This is a genomic window from Levilactobacillus humaensis (assembly GCF_024345185.1).
In the GTDB taxonomy this organism is placed as follows: domain Bacteria; phylum Bacillota; class Bacilli; order Lactobacillales; family Lactobacillaceae; genus Levilactobacillus; species Levilactobacillus humaensis.
In genome coordinates this window covers 1-17,771 of record NZ_BROB01000040.1, presented here as the reverse complement: position 1 = coordinate 17,771, position 17,771 = coordinate 1, and the positions used below count along the sequence as shown (strand labels likewise).

17 protein-coding genes and 1 tRNA gene are annotated in these 17,771 nt (G+C 51.1%); 16 read left to right on the top strand and 2 right to left on the bottom strand.

Annotated features, from left to right (window positions below; genetic code table 11):
- From OCU14_RS10370 to OCU14_RS10340, 7 genes are all read left to right on the top strand, one after another.
- On the top strand, nt 1-2,284 hold a 2,284-nt coding region (locus tag OCU14_RS10370; RefSeq protein WP_261810965.1), incomplete at its 5' end, for a leucine-rich repeat domain-containing protein.
- Nucleotides 2,285-2,569: 285 nt separating this feature from the next.
- A complete protein-coding gene (locus OCU14_RS10365) occupies nt 2,570-4,519 on the top strand; it encodes a S9 family peptidase (protein WP_261810964.1) in 1,950 nt (649 codons plus the stop codon).
- Nucleotides 4,520-5,323 carry a pyrroline-5-carboxylate reductase gene (gene proC / locus OCU14_RS10360; protein ID WP_261810963.1) on the top strand — a complete coding sequence of 268 codons (804 nt, stop codon included), beginning with the start codon at nt 4,520-4,522 and terminating at the stop codon, nt 5,321-5,323. It begins immediately after the preceding gene.
- An 84-nt stretch (nt 5,324-5,407) separates the two neighbouring features.
- A complete protein-coding gene (nagA, locus tag OCU14_RS10355) occupies nt 5,408-6,550 on the top strand; it encodes an N-acetylglucosamine-6-phosphate deacetylase (RefSeq protein WP_261810962.1) in 1,143 nt (380 codons plus the stop codon).
- 36 nt (nt 6,551-6,586) lie between these two features.
- Nucleotides 6,587-7,288, top strand: coding sequence for a GntR family transcriptional regulator (locus OCU14_RS10350; RefSeq protein ID WP_057877500.1), 702 nt, complete (start codon nt 6,587-6,589; stop codon nt 7,286-7,288).
- Between the two features lie 196 nt (nt 7,289-7,484).
- A complete protein-coding gene (locus OCU14_RS10345) occupies nt 7,485-7,664 on the top strand; it encodes a DUF6440 family protein (RefSeq protein WP_261810961.1) in 180 nt (59 codons plus the stop codon).
- Between the two features lie 14 nt (nt 7,665-7,678).
- Entirely contained in the window at nt 7,679-8,167 is a 489-nt protein-coding gene (locus OCU14_RS10340) for a GNAT family N-acetyltransferase (RefSeq protein ID WP_261810960.1), read from the top strand.
- Here the strand turns inward: OCU14_RS10340 and OCU14_RS10335 are convergent.
- The gene (locus tag OCU14_RS10335) at nt 8,164-8,898 is read right to left on the bottom strand and encodes a WecB/TagA/CpsF family glycosyltransferase (RefSeq protein WP_261810959.1); all 735 of its coding nucleotides are present in this window, start codon (nt 8,896-8,898) and stop codon (nt 8,164-8,166) included. The two genes, OCU14_RS10340 and OCU14_RS10335, sit on opposite strands and share 4 nt — an antisense overlap.
- A gap of 153 nt (nt 8,899-9,051) precedes the next feature.
- On the opposite strand from OCU14_RS10335, the gene OCU14_RS10330 reads away from it, so the two are divergent.
- The 9 genes from OCU14_RS10330 (at nt 9,052) to OCU14_RS10290 (ending at nt 17,620) form a co-directional block, all read left to right on the top strand.
- Nucleotides 9,052-10,518: a nicotinate phosphoribosyltransferase gene (locus OCU14_RS10330; protein ID WP_261810958.1), complete on the top strand. Its 1,467-nt coding sequence runs from the start codon at nt 9,052-9,054 to the stop codon at nt 10,516-10,518.
- Nucleotides 10,519-10,550: 32 nt separating this feature from the next.
- A complete protein-coding gene (nadE, locus tag OCU14_RS10325; RefSeq protein WP_261810957.1) occupies nt 10,551-11,381 on the top strand; it encodes an NAD(+) synthase in 831 nt (276 codons plus the stop codon).
- A 24-nt stretch (nt 11,382-11,405) separates the two neighbouring features.
- Entirely contained in the window at nt 11,406-11,840 is a 435-nt protein-coding gene (locus tag OCU14_RS10320) for a hypothetical protein (RefSeq protein WP_261810956.1), read from the top strand.
- A gap of 189 nt (nt 11,841-12,029) precedes the next feature.
- Nucleotides 12,030-14,225 (top strand): Tex family protein, encoded by a 2,196-nt coding sequence (locus OCU14_RS10315; protein ID WP_261810955.1) that lies wholly within the window; start codon nt 12,030-12,032, stop codon nt 14,223-14,225.
- Nucleotides 14,218-14,703 carry a SprT family protein gene (locus tag OCU14_RS10310; protein ID WP_261810954.1) on the top strand — a complete coding sequence of 162 codons (486 nt, stop codon included), beginning with the start codon at nt 14,218-14,220 and terminating at the stop codon, nt 14,701-14,703. Before OCU14_RS10315 ends, OCU14_RS10310 begins: the two co-directional genes overlap by 8 nt.
- A 13-nt stretch (nt 14,704-14,716) precedes the next feature.
- Nucleotides 14,717-15,601 (top strand): homoserine kinase, encoded by an 885-nt coding sequence (gene thrB, locus OCU14_RS10305; protein ID WP_261810953.1) that lies wholly within the window; start codon nt 14,717-14,719, stop codon nt 15,599-15,601.
- An 80-nt stretch (nt 15,602-15,681) separates the two neighbouring features.
- Nucleotides 15,682-15,766, top strand: a tRNA-Leu gene (locus tag OCU14_RS10300).
- A 98-nt stretch (nt 15,767-15,864) separates the two neighbouring features.
- The gene (locus OCU14_RS10295; protein WP_261810952.1) at nt 15,865-16,125 is read left to right on the top strand and encodes a hypothetical protein; all 261 of its coding nucleotides are present in this window, start codon (nt 15,865-15,867) and stop codon (nt 16,123-16,125) included.
- Between the two features lie 436 nt (nt 16,126-16,561).
- Complete coding sequence (locus OCU14_RS10290; RefSeq protein ID WP_261810951.1) at nt 16,562-17,620, top strand: helveticin J family class III bacteriocin; 1,059 nt, start codon at nt 16,562-16,564, stop codon at nt 17,618-17,620.
- A gap of 68 nt (nt 17,621-17,688) precedes the next feature.
- Here the strand turns inward: OCU14_RS10290 and OCU14_RS11275 are convergent.
- Nucleotides 17,689-17,771 (bottom strand): IS3 family transposase (locus OCU14_RS11275; RefSeq protein WP_373875087.1); only part of this gene is annotated, 83 nt, incomplete at its 5' end.

Below are 17,771 nucleotides of genomic sequence, written 5' to 3'. Positions count from 1 at the left end.
TGTGGTAATTCTATTAAAGGCCTCTATGGGCTTTTTTGTCTACAAGTGTTCGGTTATATTTTACAATCTCCCTTATCAAATTGGGGCTAATGCTTTTAACTTTGCGAATACTGGGGTTAAATTGACTTCAGTGACCTTTGACCCATCAGGAATGTGGGGAATTGGTGCCGATGCTTTCGCCGGGAATGCTTTGACCAACTTGGTACTTCCTGACAATGTGACACTTATTGGTGAAGGAGCTTTTGCCAATAATGGCATGCAGACGCTGCATTTGGGCGCTAATACCACTACGATTGGTGCTTCAGCCTTTGCTGGAAATAATCTCTCGACTGTCGACATACCAGATACAGTCACGTCAATTGGTGCTAGTGCATTTGCAAAGAATAGTAGCCTGAGCACGGTGTCACTAGGTACTAAGCTTTCTCAGCTCAGTACAATTGGTGAGTCTGCCTTTGATGGCGATAACTTAGCAGAGGTTGATATACCAGATAGTGTCACAACCATCGGGAAGAGAGCCTTTGCTGGAAATAGTGTTCTGAACAAAGTAACGCTTAGTTCTCAACTCACTACAATTGGTGAATCTGCCTTTGATGGCGACAACTTAGCAGAAGTAGACATACCAGCTACAGTCACAACGATTGGGAAAAGAGCCTTCGCAGATAATAAAGCGCTGGGCGGCGAGGTGATATTCGGCAAGCATCTCATTACGATTGGTGAATCTGCCTTTGATAGCGACAATCTAACAAGTGTTGTTATACCAGACCAGGTTGATCCCGTGGATGAGAAGTCTGAATTCACCATTGGCACGAGTGCTTTTGCCAATAACAAGCAGCTAAACAATTTGACCATTGGAGAAAATACATTCTCAATTGGTGACACAGCATTTTCCGGTGACATACTAGCTGGAACATTGACGATCCCTGATACAGTCAAATCAATTGGTGATAGTGCATTTGCAGATAATGATTTAACTGGTTTGATTTGGGAAAAGTCCGATCAGGTGATTTTGGATAATATTGGGAAGTCGGCGTTTGCTGGTAATCAGTTAACAACTTTGACAATTCCTGATACAGTTAACGCACTTTCAATTGGTGACAGTGCTTTTGCAAACAATGGCTTGAAAGATTTGACTCTGGGAACTACCGCTGGGTCCAAATTAACGACTATTGGAAATTCAGCCTTTGATGGCAATCAGTTAGCGGGTGAATTAAGCATTCCTGATTCAGTGACAACGATTGGTTCTAGTGCCTTTAACGGAACACCTAAGACAAACCAACTGAGCACGCTGATTCTAGGTAATAGTGTGAAAACAATCGGTGACGGGGCATTTAAGGGCAATGCCTTGACCGGAGCTCTCTCGTTACCCGATTCGGTCACTGATGTCGGGGCTTCGGCCTTTGAAGATAACGATCTGGGTGCCGTTGAGTTTGGCAATCAAGTGGCTAACTTAGGGAACCATGCGTTTGTCGGAAACGACTTACAACGGATCAATGCGACAGAAAACATTGCTTCGTTTTCTGGCACGCCGGTGGATCCTGACGATCCTAATGGACCTCAGGACCCTGGGGATGCTTTCGCGGCACAGAAGAGCCTTAAGGACGTGACGGTCAAGACGACAGGAAACACCGCACTGGCAGTTCGAGCAGCAATTTTGGAAAAATTAGGCTTACAGAATCTGCCACTTGGGAACTTAACCTTTACCACGCAGAGTGGAGAAGTCCTCAAGTATGATGCCGTTAACGACACGTTACCGGTTGGTCAAAGTTCCGGAACGCTATCACTGGTCCTGACTTCAAGTGATACTGGTGATCAGAGTGAAGGAAATTATGGGACGCAGGATCTTGAATTGATCTTGGTTCCGGAGAAGACGGACCCAACCACGCCGGTAACACCGGTGGATCCAGATGATCCGAACAAACCTGTTGATCCCACGACACCAACTAAGCCGGTCAAGCCTAGTAAGCCAGCAACGAAGCCTTCCAAGCCAGCACAACCAGCTAAGAAGGCAACGAAGCCAAGCAAATCGACATCTAAGGACACACCAGCTAGTCAGCAGCATGCTGGCCTAACGGTTACTGGTCAACTGGCGGAAAACGGCAACAGTCAGTCATTGACGACCGCACCAACTGAAACGACGCCAAAGTCGACTCAGAGTGCGAACCATCAGATGACCACGACGCTACCCCAGACCGGTGAACAACAATCGCCATGGCAGTGGTTGGGGCTACTGGGCCTCAGCTTATTGAGCTGGTTAGGTCTAGCCGATCGTCGACGTAACAATTAATTTAATGTAGCGTGTAAGGCTCGTGACGGGTGATTGTTGCGGGCTTTTTCTATGCTCTCGGCGGGATGAAAAACAGTTCTTATTTTCAAACTAGCGCGCCCACATCACGCGGAGACCCACCACTCCTTTCATAACACCGACGCCGTGAAACTAGCGAGTTGGGTTGACCAGGACAAGTGCGCAACCGGTAGGAAGAATTGACAATTGTGGGGAATTTCGCTAAAGTCGACTTAATAATTGCGCCAGACCATTTCGTATCCTAACGGGGAAAGTGGGGGTCTTATGATGTCAGAAGTCGTGAAGCCAGAAGACCTGTTTGCCTTGCGCTCACTGGCTCAACCGGTGAGTGACGGTCGACGGGTTTACTACCTGGAGAGCTACCTAGACCAGCAACGAAATCGGAACCAGTCCAGTATTTTTAGTGTCAGTCTGGCCACTGGGGATGATCGGCGCCGTTGGAGTCCGGAAGGCGTGACGGTTTCTCAGCTGATGTTGAGTCCTGACCATCGCTACCTGGCCTTTACCGGTCAGATTGACGGTCACACCCAGCTCTTTCGGGTCGATTTGACTGGGGGAGCTCCCGTGCAATTGACCAAGGGTGACCGCGACATCGATAATCCTGTCTGGGCCGCGCATGGGCACGTCCTCTACTTTCAAACGGTCGTGGGTGAGCCGGAACCAACGGAATTCCCACAGCCCCACGTTGTGACGCGCTTGTGGTATCAGGAAAATGGGGCGGGCATTCTCCCACAGGGCCTGACCTACCAGTGCCTGCGCTATGATTGTCAGACCGGCGATCAGTCGGTCGTTCTGGAACAGTCCAGTGACTTTCAGGTCATGGCGGCTAACGCCCAGGGGTTGGTCTATGGACGCAAACGATTGCCAGATGACGATCAGGACTTCAGTGTGGGCGTGTACTGGCATAGCTTCGATGGCAATGCCGATCGGTTACTGAATGCCGACGAGGCGCAAGGCATCTTCGATAGCGCCGTCTTGAGTCCGGATGGAACGCACGTGGCCATGTGGGGGTTGGATAATCACATCATGGATGTGGCCCAAGCCCACGCTTGGGTGGTCGATCTGACCACTGGCGACCTGACAGATGTCACGGCCCCCCGCGACGTTGAGGTCGGGGACAAGCTGACCAATGACAGCCAGTACGGCCAGTCGGGTCAATCGATGGCCTGGCTGGATCCAGCGACCCTCTTAACCTTGGAAAATGTGGCCGGACGGGTGTCTCTGATCCGTCAGACGGCAACGGGAGAACGTGTGACGCCATTGCTTGACGGTAACCGGGGTATCACAGACTTTTCCGTCGTTGATGACCGTACGATTGTCTTTACCGAGACGACCATGACCAGTGTGAGTCGGTTGAAAGCCCTTGACCTAACAACGATGACGGAACGTGAGTTGGTTAATCCCAATGCGCAGTATGAGGCCACCCATGCCCTCGTGGCTGGTCAACCCTTTACCTTTCAGACGACAGATTTTCCCGTTTCCGGGTGGTACTTCCCACCGGTAACGCCGCGGACCCAGCATCCCGCGATTCTCTACATTCACGGTGGCCCTGAGGTCAACTATGGCTATAGCTTCTACCATGAATTTCAGTATCTGGTCGGTCAGGGTTACGGCGTAATTGCCATTGACCCGCGGGGGAGTACCGGGTACGGTCAAGACTTCTCGGCGGCAGTGATTGGGCATTATGGTGAGGGTGACTTTGCCGATTTGATGGCCGGAACCGACGCCGCGTTGAAACTCGACCCGACCATCGATCCGCAGCAGCTCTGTGTGACCGGGGGTTCATACGGGGGCTTCATGACCAATTGGATTGAGACCCACACGACACGCTTTGCGGCGGCCGTGACCCAGCGGTCAATATCGGATTGGGTGAGCTTCTATGGGACGAGTGACATGGGGTACTTTTTCACCAAATGGGAAATGGCACAGGACATGACGGATGTGGCAGTCTTGTGGGAATTATCACCGTTAGCCCACGTTAAGGACGCGTCTACGCCAATCTTAATCCTACATGGTGAATCAGACCGACACTGTCCGGTAACGCAAGGGATGGCCTTCTACGTGGGTTTAAAGGAGGCTGGGGTGGCGACTCAGTTAGTGCTCTTCCCAGAGTCGACCCACGAACTGTCCCGATCGGGCTTACCAAATTTAAGAATTGAACGGTTAAAACAAATAAATCGGTGGTTTAAGACCCACCTACCGCAGGAGGAAATTTAGATGAAGATTGGATTTATTGGTGTTGGCGGGATGGCCCGCGCCATTATTGGCGGCCTATTACAGGCTCAGACGTTTGCGCCCACGGAGATCGTGGTTCACAGTCATCGGCAAGAGAGCTACCAGCCTTACGCGCAGGAGCATGGCCTCGTCGCTGCGCTCAGCAATCAAAAGGTGGTTCAGTCCAGCGACCTCGTGGTCTTGGCTGTCACACCGAACGTGGCCCCAGCCGTGCTAAAGGAAATTAAGGCCGACTTAGCCGGAACTGACAAGGTGCTGATCTCAATTGTGGCGGGACTCTCACTCGGGGATATCGCCGACCTCGTTGGCGAATCAGTCCCAACGTTACGGACACTGCCAAACGTCAACGTCGAGGTAGGGGCTGGAATGACGGCCGTCGCCGCCAGTGCTGCCCTGACCGGGGATGATTTGGCCGCAGCGCTACGGGTTTTCAACACCATTGGTGATACGACTGAACTGGCCGAAGACCAATTTGGCGTGTTCAGTGCCCTGGCCGGCAGTTCGCCAGCCTACATTGACTTCTTCATCGATAGCCTGAGTCGAGCCGGCGTTAAGCATGGGTTGACCAAGGATCAAGCGACCCAGATTGCCGCGCAGGCCACCTTGGGTTCCGCCAAGATGGTGCTTAGTAGCAACAAGATTCCCTTTGAACTCATCGACCAGGTTTCCTCACCAGGCGGCAGTACCGTGGCTGGCCTGTTAGCCATGGAAGAGGCGGGCTTGATGACCGCTGTTGTTAAAGGAATTGACGCCACGATCAAACGTGATGCCGGGGGTCCGGCTTAACCGAGACCGCGTGAGTTGCATTTTTGGTCTATACCGATTACAATAATGATGTTGAGATTGTCAGTATTGATTAGGAGGAGACTCATGAGTATTGTCTTAAAACACGCAAAGATTTACACCGGGGATAGCATTATTGCCGACGGTTACGTGCGGTTTGACCGCCAGATTGAAGCGGTTGGACCTGTGGCAGACTTTCGGCCCCAACCGGCCGATGAGGTTCACGTGGTCACTGGCCGCACGATTGTGCCAGGATTTATTGACGTGCATAGTCACGGGGGCTATGGATATGATAGTATGGATGGTGACCCCGACCAAATAGATCAAATGGTTAATCAAATGGTCTATGAAGGGATCACCACGATTTTCCCCACGACCATGACGCAGTCGAATGAAGCGATTGACCACGCCATGTCTGGAATTGCGGCGGCTGCCGAGCGCAACCCCGTGATTCAGGGGGTTCACTTGGAAGGCCCCTTCATCGCGGCCATTTACAAGGGTGCGCAGCCGGAAGCCTACATCAAGGATCCCGACGTGGCCCTGTTGGACCGGTGGAATATGCTGTCTGGTGGTCGGGTCAAGCTGATTACCTATGCCCCAGAAGATGCCGGTGCCGCTAAATTTGAAACATATTGTTTAGCCAATGGCATCGTGCCTTCCGTGGGTCACTCGAATGCCACCAGAGCGCAATTGTTGAACAGCCGGGCCACACATGTGACCCACCTGTACAATGCGCAACGGGGCCTCAAGCATCGTGAACCCGGAGTGACCGGACATGCCATGTTAGAGGATAATCTCTACTGTGAATTGATCTGTGACGGGTTCCATATTGTGCCCGACATGATCAAGCTGGCTTACGAACAGAAGGGACCGCACCGCTTAGAATTGGTGACGGACTCGATGCGCGCCAAGGGGATGCCCGAGGGTGTCAGTGAACTTGGCGGTCAGAAGGTCATCGTTAAGGACCGGCAAGCCCGGCTCGAGAGTGGTAATTTGGCGGGCTCCGTCTTGCGTTACGATGAAGCTTTCCGCAACGTGATGTTGTTTACGGGTTGTGACGTCAATGAGGCCGTTCAGATGAGCTCGGTTAACCAGGCTGAAGAATTTCAGTTAACACAGAAGGGCAAGCTCGAACCCGGTCGTGACGCGGATCTTAACGTGATGACGCCGGGCTTCCAGTTGGAAACGACGTACAGCTTGGGCCGAGAATTTAGTCAAAAGAACAAATAACTTAAAGTTGGATTTTTAGAAGGGACGTTGGGTGCTGTGAGTTCACCGATTTATATTCAAATTCATAATGACATTAAGCGCGCGATTGAAGCTGGAAAGTGGGCGGTTGGCGACCGAATTCCGTCAGAACGGGAGTTGTCGCGTGAGTTTGATGTGAGTCGGATGACCTTACGCCAAGCCATTCAAACCCTGGTCGATGAGGGGATCCTCGAACGCCAGGTGGGGTCTGGAACCTATGTGGCCAACCAGAAGGTTCAAGAAAAGATGTCTGGGGTCACGAGTTTTACGGACCTGATGCTGGCTCAGGGCAAGCAGCCTTCCAGCAAGACCATTTCCTATCACGTCATGAGTCCCTCACTGAGTGAAGCCGAAAAGTTAAAGCTTAGCGAAGAGGACCTCGTGTTGCGGATGGAACGTATTCGTTACGGGGACGATGTGCCAATTTGTTTTGAAGTGGCGACCGTCCCAGAACGACTGGTTGATGGCCTCAGTAAGAAAGAAGTCACGAGTTCTCTGTACCGCGCGCTCGAAGATAAGAAGGGCCTGAATCCCGGTAAGGCACAACAGACGGTTTCCGCCATGTCGGCCTCCGAACGGATTTCAGAATACCTGAACATCAAGCGTGGCGACGCGATCTTGCGGCTTCGTCAGGTGACCTGTTTACAGGATGGCACGCCATTCGAATACGTGCGGACCCAGTATGTTGGGGAACGTTTTGAGTTTTATTTGGAAAAGTAAAAAGTGTGATCAAAGGCGGTTAGTTGACGAGCATTAACGCGGATGACCGAATAATCCTGGTCTTGGATTGTTTGGTCATCAGGGTTAAGCGGAGTCGACTGCCTGTGATCACACGTTTCAAAAAGTAAATTTGAAAATACAAAGTGGGGCTATGACATCTGTCACGGCCCTACTTTTTCAAAAGGAGAATGAAAATATGAAAACAGAACGACGCTTTGAGACAACCGAGTTCAAGGCAGACGGTGGGGTGTCCTTTACGGTTATTACGGACCAGAAAACAGGGGTCCAGTATCTGTTGAGCACTAACTATGCCGGAACCGGACTAACACCACTGCTTGATCGTGACGGGCAGCCCTTACTGAACCAGGGACTTTAAAAGGGGGGCTCCTTATGTTTATTCGACGAGCGAGACGTGACGATAATTTTCAGGCAGTCGCAGAACTGTATCTGACGGTCTGGCGCTCGGCTTATGCGGGCATGCTAGCTGCAGAATTTTTGGACCAATTGACGGTCGAAACTTGGCACCCCGAACGTCGTTGGCAGCAGACCTGGTTGGCCTTTCAGGGCACCCAGGTAGTGGGTGTTTGTGCCGCGGGTCCTGCCAGAAAGGCTGATCGGTTAGGTTGGGGCGAGATCTATTCGATCTATGTTCATCCCAGCGTGCAGCATCAAGGCGTCGGTCAGCAGCTCATGACGGCGGCCCTCACAGACCTAGACGCAACGACCGATCGGATTTATTTGGAAGTTCTCGCGGCTAATCGCGCGGCGCAGGCTTTTTACAGTCAACTCGGCTTTAAACAAAAAGACCCTGCCCAGTTACGGACAGAGTCTCAAGGTGAACTTTCAGTGATTGAAATGGAACGGATACGCCACCACTAGTGTTGTTGCTTTGCCTGTTGACGGACCAAATGGAGGTAGCGGGGGATAATCGCAATCCGCTTAAGGCGCTTGGGTTCCTTAAATGTCCGGTAGGCCCATTCCAAATGGTGTTCTTGCCAGAACTTGGGTGCCCGGTCGACGGCGCCGGCGAGGACGTCGAAGCTGCCGCCAACGCCCATCCACAGGCCTTTGGTGGTGTGTCGATGTTGGGCGACGAAGTTTTCCTGTTTGGGGAAACCGAGGGCTGCGAAGACCATGTCGGGCTGGGTGGCTTTAATATCGGCGACAATTGCGGTATCATCGTCGAAATAGCCGTCGTGAATGCCGGCAATGACGAGTCCCGGGAAGTCACGTGGTAAGGTTTGTTTCAACGCAGCAACCACCTCGGGCTTAGCACCCACGAAGTAGGCTGAGCGGTGTTCTCGGCCAGCCCACGCGAGGAGGGCGTGCATCGTATCGAAGCCGGTAATCCGTTCCGGTAGCGGTTGATTTAAGATTTTAGCGCCGTCTAAGATTCCCACGCCATCGGGGGTAATGTAGTCTGCGTTGCGAATCAGCCGTTGATATTCCGGGTGTTCATGCGCGTACATTACAATTTCAGGATTAGCGGTGACGACGAAGGTATTTTGTTCAGCCACGATACGCGCTTGTAACGTGGTTAGCAGGCGGTCAGCCGTGGTGTTGACGAAGGGAACGCCAAGCACGGTAACCGTAGAGAATGAAGGTTGCATAGGGACTCCTTTCAGGATTGTCATCCGGACTAATTAAGAGCCGATGACCATGTTAAAAAGTATGACGCTCCATGGGTTTCATGCTAAAATAAGTCTATTAGAATTGAAAATGAAATCAAGCCAGCTCAAAACCAGCTAAGGGAGAAACTCATTATGACGAATTTGTATCCCGACGACAGTTATACACTGCACACGGATGCCTATCAGATCAATATGATTCAGACGTATTATCAACAGGGAATTGCCGACAAACACGCGGTCTTTGAAGTCTTTTTCCGCGACATGCCATTCCACAATGGGTATGCGGTGTTTGCTGGTTTGGAGCACATCGTTCATTATATCCAAAATTTACATTTTTCCCAAACCGATATCGATTATTTACGAGAAGCTGAAGATTATCCGGAAGAATTTTTGGATTATTTGACGAATTTCAAGTTCCGCGGGTCGATTCGCTCGGCGGTGGAAGGCGAATTAATTTACGCCCACGAACCGATCTTACAGGTCGAGGGACCGTTGGCCGACTGCCAATTGGTTGAAACGGCGATCTTAAACATCGTCAACTACCAAACGTTGATTGCCACGAAGGCGGCGCGGATTCGTTCTGTCGCTGGGGATGATGCCCTGATGGAATTCGGGACACGACGGGCGCAGGAATTTGACGCCGCAATCTGGGGGACTCGGGCCGCCTACATTGGTGGCTTTGACGCCACGTCTAATGTTCGCGCCGGGAAGCTCTTCGGTATTCCGATCAGCGGCACCCACGCGCATGCCTTGGTTCAGGCCTATGGCAATGATCACGATGCCTTCATGGCTTACGCGCAGACGCATAGCGACTGTGTCTTTCTAGTGGATACCTACGACACGTTGCGTAGTGGGGTGCCGAACGCCATCGCCGTTGCCAAGGAGATGGGCGATCGGATCAACTTCCAAGGGGTCCGGATTGATTCCGGGGATATGGCTTACCTGTCTAAACGGGTTCGCCAAAAGCTGGATGAAGCTGGCTTCCCGAATGCTAAAATTTACGCGTCCAACGACCTGGATGAAAAGACCATCCAGAGTTTGAAGATGCAAGATGCCAAGATTGACGTCTGGGGCATTGGGACCAAGCTGATCACTGCCTTTGACCAACCGGCCTTAGGGGCTGTCTACAAGATGGTCTCGATCGCCGATGACCATGGCGAGATGAAGGGCACCATTAAGTTATCCAACAATGCTGAGAAGGTCACCACGCCAGGTAAGAAACAAGTTTGGCGGATTACCAAGAAGGCGGATGGCAAGACCGAGGGGGATTATGTGACCTTGGCCGATGAAGATCCCCGACGTGAGGAGAGTATCTTCATGTTCCACCCAAGTTTTACGTATATCAATAAAACCGTGAATGATTTCAATGCACGGCCAATCCTGCAATCAATCTTTGAAGATGGCGAGTTGGTTTACAAATTACCAGCGTTGTCTGCCATTCGGGATCGTTGTCGCGGGGCTTTGGCCAATCTCTGGCCAGAGTACAAGCGTGACTTGAACCCACAGAAGTATCCGGTGGACCTGTCGCAAGATTGTTGGGACCACAAGATGGCCCTCATCCAAGAGATTCATCAGTATGTTCAAAAGATGCCAGAATAGGTTAGGCGTTTAGAATTTAGGGGGATGGAAATATGCGAGCAATGCAGAAAACCATTATTGAAGCGTTGAAGGTTCAACCAACAATTGATCCGGAAACGGAGATTCGGCGAAGCGTGGATTTCCTCAAGGATTATCTCAAACGATATGATTTCATGAAGACGTTGGTGCTCGGGATCTCTGGCGGACAGGATTCGACGTTGACTGGTCTGTTGTGTGAACAGGCCGTTACCGAACTTCGCCAGGAGACTGGCGACGAAGACTATCGTTTCATTGCGGTACGGTTGCCTTACGGCGAACAGGCCGATGAGGACGATGCCATGATGGCCATTGACTTCATGGGGGCTGACGAGGTCCAACGCGTAAACATTCAACCGGCTACCGATGCCATTGTGGCAGCGGTGGAAGCCAATGGTGGTCCCATCAGTGATTTCAACAAGGGAAATATCAAGGCCCGGCAACGGATGATTGCACAGTATGCCATCGCTGGCGCCCGTTCCGGGGCCGTTGTGGGGACTGACCATGCGGCCGAGGCCGTGACCGGGTTCTACACCAAGTATGGTGACGGCGCAACCGACATTTGCCCGATCTGGCGGCTGGATAAGCGCCAGGGTGCGGCGATGTTAGCCTTTCTGGGGACCCCAGAACACCTCTACAAGAAGGTCCCAACGGCCGATCTGGAAGACGACCGGCCAGCCTTGCCCGATGAAGCAGCGCTTGGCGTTCGTTACCAGGATATCGACGACTACCTGGAAGGCAAGCCAGTGAGTGAGACTGCCGCCGAAAGAATTGAACAATGGTATCAAAAGACCGCCCACAAGCGGCATTTACCAGTCAACGTATACGATACGTTCTGGCAGAAGTAGGTCACAGACAAAGGATGGATAGCCATGCAAAAGAATAATATGAACAGTTATATTCGCGTTTTAAGTCAAGTCCTACAGGAAACGGAAGATGGCGGCGAAGCCATGAACGGCGACTTTGAAACCGTTCGTCACGCCCTGGACAATCAAACAGTGGGCGAGCTCTCACAGGTCGACCTACAGAAGATTGCCGACAATTTCCAACGGGGAACCGATGCCTATGAGGCCAAGCTTAACCAGCTTCAACAGGCCAGTGTGCCGGTTCGAATTCTGGGTAAGCACAAGTCATTAGTCGCAGCCTACCGGACTTATACGGATGCCTGCCAAGCGATGACCGATAGCCTAGACGTCGAACACCAGGCAGTTGATCAGGCCGCCTTCGATGCCGCGGAAGCGACGCAGGAGAACGCCATGGAAAAGGTCACGGCGGCGACGCAACGCATCATGACGAGTCCAATGTAAGCTTAAAAGTTAAATGCTAACGGGGAAGGGACGGTTGTTCCGACCCCGTTTTGTGATCCGACATAATTTGGGGCACGCGAACATAGAATCGGGCGACCCACCTCGGCTAAGATGGTATAATACGAGTATGTGAAGTGGACCATCTGAAGACGGCCCCGAGAGACGATTAAGAAGTGATGGAGGGTTTGCATGGCAACTGAAAGAGAAGAAAAATTGGTTGATTTAGCCCCGTCGGTTCACCGACAACTTGGGCAGTACCGCGTCGACCAGATCCGCGCCGTGCTCACGCTGATGGATGAGGGGAATACGGTTCCCTTCATTGCCCGGTACCGAAAAGAACGGACGGGATCGTTGGATGAAGTGGCGATTCGAGATATCGAGGACGAGGCCACTCGGCTGGCTAAATTGAACAAACGTCGGGCAGATGTCTTAGGCACTATTGCTGATCAACAGGCGCTGACGCCAAAGCTAAAGCAAGCACTGACTCAGGCGGCGACCCTTCAACAGGTGGAGGATCTCTACCTGCCTTACAAGAAGAAGCGACAGACCAAGGCGACGGTGGCCATTCAACATGGTCTGAAGCCCTTGGCTCAATGGTTACTGACCTTTCCCACGGGTGATCTTGATGCTCGTGCTAAGACCTATGTGAAGCCCGATCAGGCGTTGCCAGATGTGGCCGCTGTTTGGGCTGGGGTCCACGAGATTTTAGCGGAGGCCTTCAGCGAACAGGCGGCCTTTCGGGAGTGGATTCGAAAGTTTACCTGGCAACACGGTGAACTCACCAGTAAGCGGCGGCGCGGGTCTGACGACCGCGACGAGCAACAGGTTTATGCGACTTATTATGATTTTCATCAACGGTTGAATCAGATTCCCCCGTACCGCGTGTTGGCGATTAACCGGGGTGACCGAGAGAAAGTCCTGTCGGTTGGCATCAGTGTCGATCCGGCTTCGATTCTGCAATACGGACATTTTCGCCTCGTCGGCCAGCATCACGGTCCGGCCGTTGCTCGCGTCAACGCGGCCTTCGAGGATGCCTACAAACAGTTCCTGGGACCCGCGATTGAACGGGAATTACGGCGGAAGCTGACGGATACGGCCGATACTCATGCCATTCAGGTCTTTGGGAATAACCTTTATCACCTGCTGATGCAGGCCCCCTTAAAGGGCAAGGTCGTGCTGGGTTTTGATCCGGCCTACCGAACCGGGTGTAAGTTGGCGATTATGGACGCCAATGGCCGTTTCCTAACCAAACAGGTAATCTACCCTCACAAGCCCGCCAGTCAACAGAAACGGGCCGCCGCGGGTCCCGCCTTCAAGAAGCTCTTGACGACGTATCATGTTGAAATGATTGCGATTGGGAATGGAACAGCCAGTCGGGAGTCCGAAGAATTCGTGAGTGACATTTTAAAGACCCTGGACCAGCCAATCTACTATGTCCTAGTCAACGAAGCCGGGGCGTCGGTTTATTCGGCCAGTGCGGCGGCTCGGGGTGAGTTCCCGGATCTACACGTCGAGGAACGTTCCGCCATCAGTATTGGTCGGCGGTTACAGGATCCCCTGGCTGAACTGATTAAGATTGACCCTAAGGCCGTGGGTGTTGGGCAATATCAACATGACGTGCCCGAGAAGGCCTTAGACAGCCAGCTAGACCGCGTTGTCGAGACGGCGGTCAACCAGGTGGGGGTCAACGTGAACACTGCCAGTGCGGAGCTTCTAACCCATATTTCGGGGCTGACGGCGACGACGGCTAAGAATATTGTGAGTTATCGTAATGATCACGGGGCCTTTGCGAGTCGCCAGGAGTTGAAACAGGTGCCACGACTGGGACCTAAGGCCTACCAACAGGCCGTGGGTTTCCTACGAATCATTGCCGGCACCCAGCCTCTGGATAACACCGACATTCACCCCGAGAGTTATTCGGCGGCGGAAAAGTTGTTACAAGGACTGACAACACCGGTTACGGCAATCGGGACTCCGAAGCTGCAACAGCAGTTGGCTCAGATCAACACGCAGCAGTGGGCCCAACGACTCGACATTGGGGCTACCACCCTCACAGATATTATCGATGGGCTCAGCAAACCTGGGCGAGACTTGCGAGACACCATGCCAGCACCGTTACTGCGGCAGGATGTGCTCACCATGGCCGATTTGAAGCCGGGGATGGAACTCCAAGGCACGGTTCGCAACGTGGTAGACTTCGGGGCCTTCGTGGACATTGGCGTCAAACAAGACGGTCTGGTGCACATTTCGCAACTGGCCGATCACTTTGTCAGTGACCCCAGCACTGTTGTCACGATTGGTGATGTGGTAACCGTATGGGTGTTGACCGTGGACGAACAACGCCAGCGGATTCAACTCACGATGCGTGGCGAGCAGCATGACTGACCAAGACTTACAGCAGTTGGTTGAGCAGATTTCTCTGGCGTCATTTGGGAAACCTTTCACGCATCGCGCGTGGTTCAACTCCCGGTTGCGCACCACGGGGGGTCGGTATCAACTGACCGATCACAGTATCGAGATTAATCCGCGAATGCTCAGCGAACATGGACAGGCGACGTTAGTGGGGATCATCAAGCACGAATTGTGCCACTACCACTTGCATCTAGCTGGTCAGAGTGGCCAGCATCGCACGGCGGCATTCAAGGCACTTCTGAAGCAGGTGGGCGGCTTGCGCTATGCACCGGCTCCTCAGCCGGTAGCGCCCAAACCGCGACGCTGGCAGCTCTATGAATGCACGCGGTGTCATTATCAGTATTATCGGGCCCGGCGGCTCAACGTGAACAAACTCGTTTGCGGTCGCTGTCGGGGACGCTTAAAGTGGCAGCGGACCGTGATGGCGGTCACCCGGCCACAGGCAAATTAGGAGGTTAGTGAAGATGGGTAAAACAATTATTCGGGTACCAGCGACTTCGGCGAACTTAGGACCCGGAATCGATTCAATCGGTGCCGCATTACATCTCTATTTAACAGTGATTATCGAGGAAGAAACGGATAAGTGGCGAGTTAACCATGCCCTAGGCACGGCGATTCCCCGTGATGAAAATAACCTGATGGTCCAAACGGCCCTCAAGGTCGCTCCTAAGATTCATCCCCATCAGCTGACCGTGATGTCAGACATTCCCGTTTCACGCGGGCTAGGCAGTTCCACCAGTGCTATCGTGGCGGGTATCAAGATCGCTAACGAACTGGGTGAGCTGGATCTGAGTATTTCGGAACAATTGAACTGGGCTGTTAAGCTCGGGGGAACGTTGGACAACGTGGCGCCGGCCTTATTAGGCCAAGCGGCTGTGGCGACGGTCAACGATGACCACGCCGATGCCATTCAGTTGCCTTTACCAGACAACATGCGGGTGCTAGTCTTCATTCCTGGGCAGCAGTTGTTGTCACGGAAGAGTCGGGAGGCGCTGCCAAAACGTGTTGAGTTAAAGACGGCGGTTCATGCCAGCAGTGTTGCTAACGTGTTAGTGGCGGCTTTGTTGGAGAAAAACTGGGAATTAGCTACGCGGATGATTGAGCGCGATGAATTCCATGAACAGGCCCGTTCTCAGCTGGTTCCCGAACTGAACTTGATTCGGACGGCGGCTCACGAGCAAGGAATCACGGGAACTTACCTCAGTGGGGCTGGTCCAACCGTTGTGACCTTCGGGACGTCACCACAATTAACATTGCTACGAAACAAGCTAGCAACGGCTGATTTGCCCGGTAGTCTGCGGATCCTAGAGCTTGATCCGGCCGGAGCAACCGTCCTCACAGATGCATAAGTTCAGATTTTTTTGAATTAACTTGCAAAAAATATTGTCAGCACCCGGATCATTTGTTATACTATTTCTTGTGAGTTAATGCGCCCATGGCGGAATTGGCAGACGCGCAAGATTAAGGATCTTGTCGGGGTAAACCCGGTGGAAGTTCGAATCTTCTTGGGCGCATAACGAAACAGTAAAAGAGGTCATGATGACCCGCGAAAGCGGTGGTCATCATGACCTCTTTTTTTTCGTCGTTAACGTCGAAAATGAATGGTGATAGTATGGCAACCGATAACATCCCTAATACGGCCGTTGAAGCCGATGTGGGTAAGTTCTTACAAGAGAGTGGCTTGTACACCATTACAGCTGATTCAGTGCCGGTTTACACTGATCCAACACTCACTGGGACAGCTGGCGAGACGTTAGCCAAAGGTAGCTCGCTAGTGTGTGTTCCTGCAGACAAGACAGCTCACAGCCTTATGATCAGTCGTGACATGTACATTACGTCGGACGTCAATCAAGTAAAGTACATGAAGGGGTGATCAATCTTGCGCTTTCTCGGTCTAAGTGTTGAGGATTGGGCGAGTTTATTGGGAATTATTGGCACAGTGTGCGGGGGAGTATTTTATCTATTCCGTATCATTGTGATAAAACCCATGAACGAGCAGAATCGGGATCTCAGCAATGCTGTAAAGTCTCTAACACACGAAGTGCATGTGAATAGGGAAAATGAAGATCGGGAACATCGAGCCATAGACGACAAGCTACATGAACACGACATTAAGATCGCTAGACATGATGAGGAACTTAAAACGTTGTTTAAAGTGGATAAGGATAGTTAGAAAACAGGCCGGGCATTTGCTCGGCCTGTTATAGTTTTAAAAGCACGAAAGTTGCACGCACTGAGGTTCTAACCCGAATATACTTAATATTGTTATCAGCGCTGATGGCAAATAAATTTATTCGGAGGGTTTTATTATGTCTGTTACTCCTCATTTGCTATCTAATTTTGGAACTTCTGATCTTACTCCTGAAAATGCTTTACAAAGTTTTGCGATTGACAAGCAAGATCCAGGTGTTGGCTATGGTGTATTCCAGAGCCATGGCGGGACGGAAACTTGGATTGTAAAGTATAATTATGATGTTTCTAATACGGATGCTAAGCAAAATCATATTACACCTGTGTCTAATTATAGAATCACAGGCAGTGTCGATAAAAAATATAAGGCTGGTCATTCTGGCTCACTTCAAGTCTATCATCGGAACGGTAAGACTTATTTAATTGTTGCTACAAAGATGACAAGTGTAAAAGGGTCTACCAATAAGTTTGCGACGCAACTTACTCGAATTCCAGTAGAAGATTTTGGTAATAATAATGCGTTCGTAAATTATGATACATTGAAGCGGATTGGTTCACTTCAAAACGTTGGTGGTAAGGCTTCTGCTTTAGTCGATCTAGACCGTGTTGAATTTGCTATCGACTACGATGAATCAAAGATTGCTGTATGGGTTTTAAATGTAGCTACAGAAAGTATTATGGCACTTTATAACCTTGATGATATTGATGCATTGTTTAATAAGGCCAACCCTGAGATTACAATTAAGGGAACTAAGTATGGCCCTGTGAGTGACTTTACGGCGACGAAGAAGAAAAAAATCTTCCCTGTCACAAAAGCAAGTCAGCATTGTTCACTGCAAGGATTCGCATTAACGAGTGCAGGTTCTGTGTATGTTGGTTGTGAAGAGGGTATTGGTGATCCTAGTGACAAGACTGGGAAGAGTGCTAAGGGTATTTGGAAATTTAAGGTAGGGGCTAATGCTGATGCTGTCGGGGACCCTACTCGCGTGCTTAACGGTGCGTGGTCTGATTTTACGAATAAGGATGCAGGAGATGCTGATGGTGTTGGTGTTGAAATGGAAAACATCCAAATCATTAGTAGTGAGCTTTACTTGAGCGCCACTTATCATGATACGGTCGACCAAGTTGCACACATGCAAAAGAATCGACTTTACCATTTTGACAAGACGCTTATCTAATTAATTGCATAAAAAAGAGTTACCACAGTTGAAGTGCAATAGAAAAGTTAGACAAATAGTAATTTAATTTATGTTACTGAGGCTTGATTCCTATAATTTATAGGGCTCAAGCCTTTTGTCTTCATCGAAATTCGATCTTTATTGAACCAAT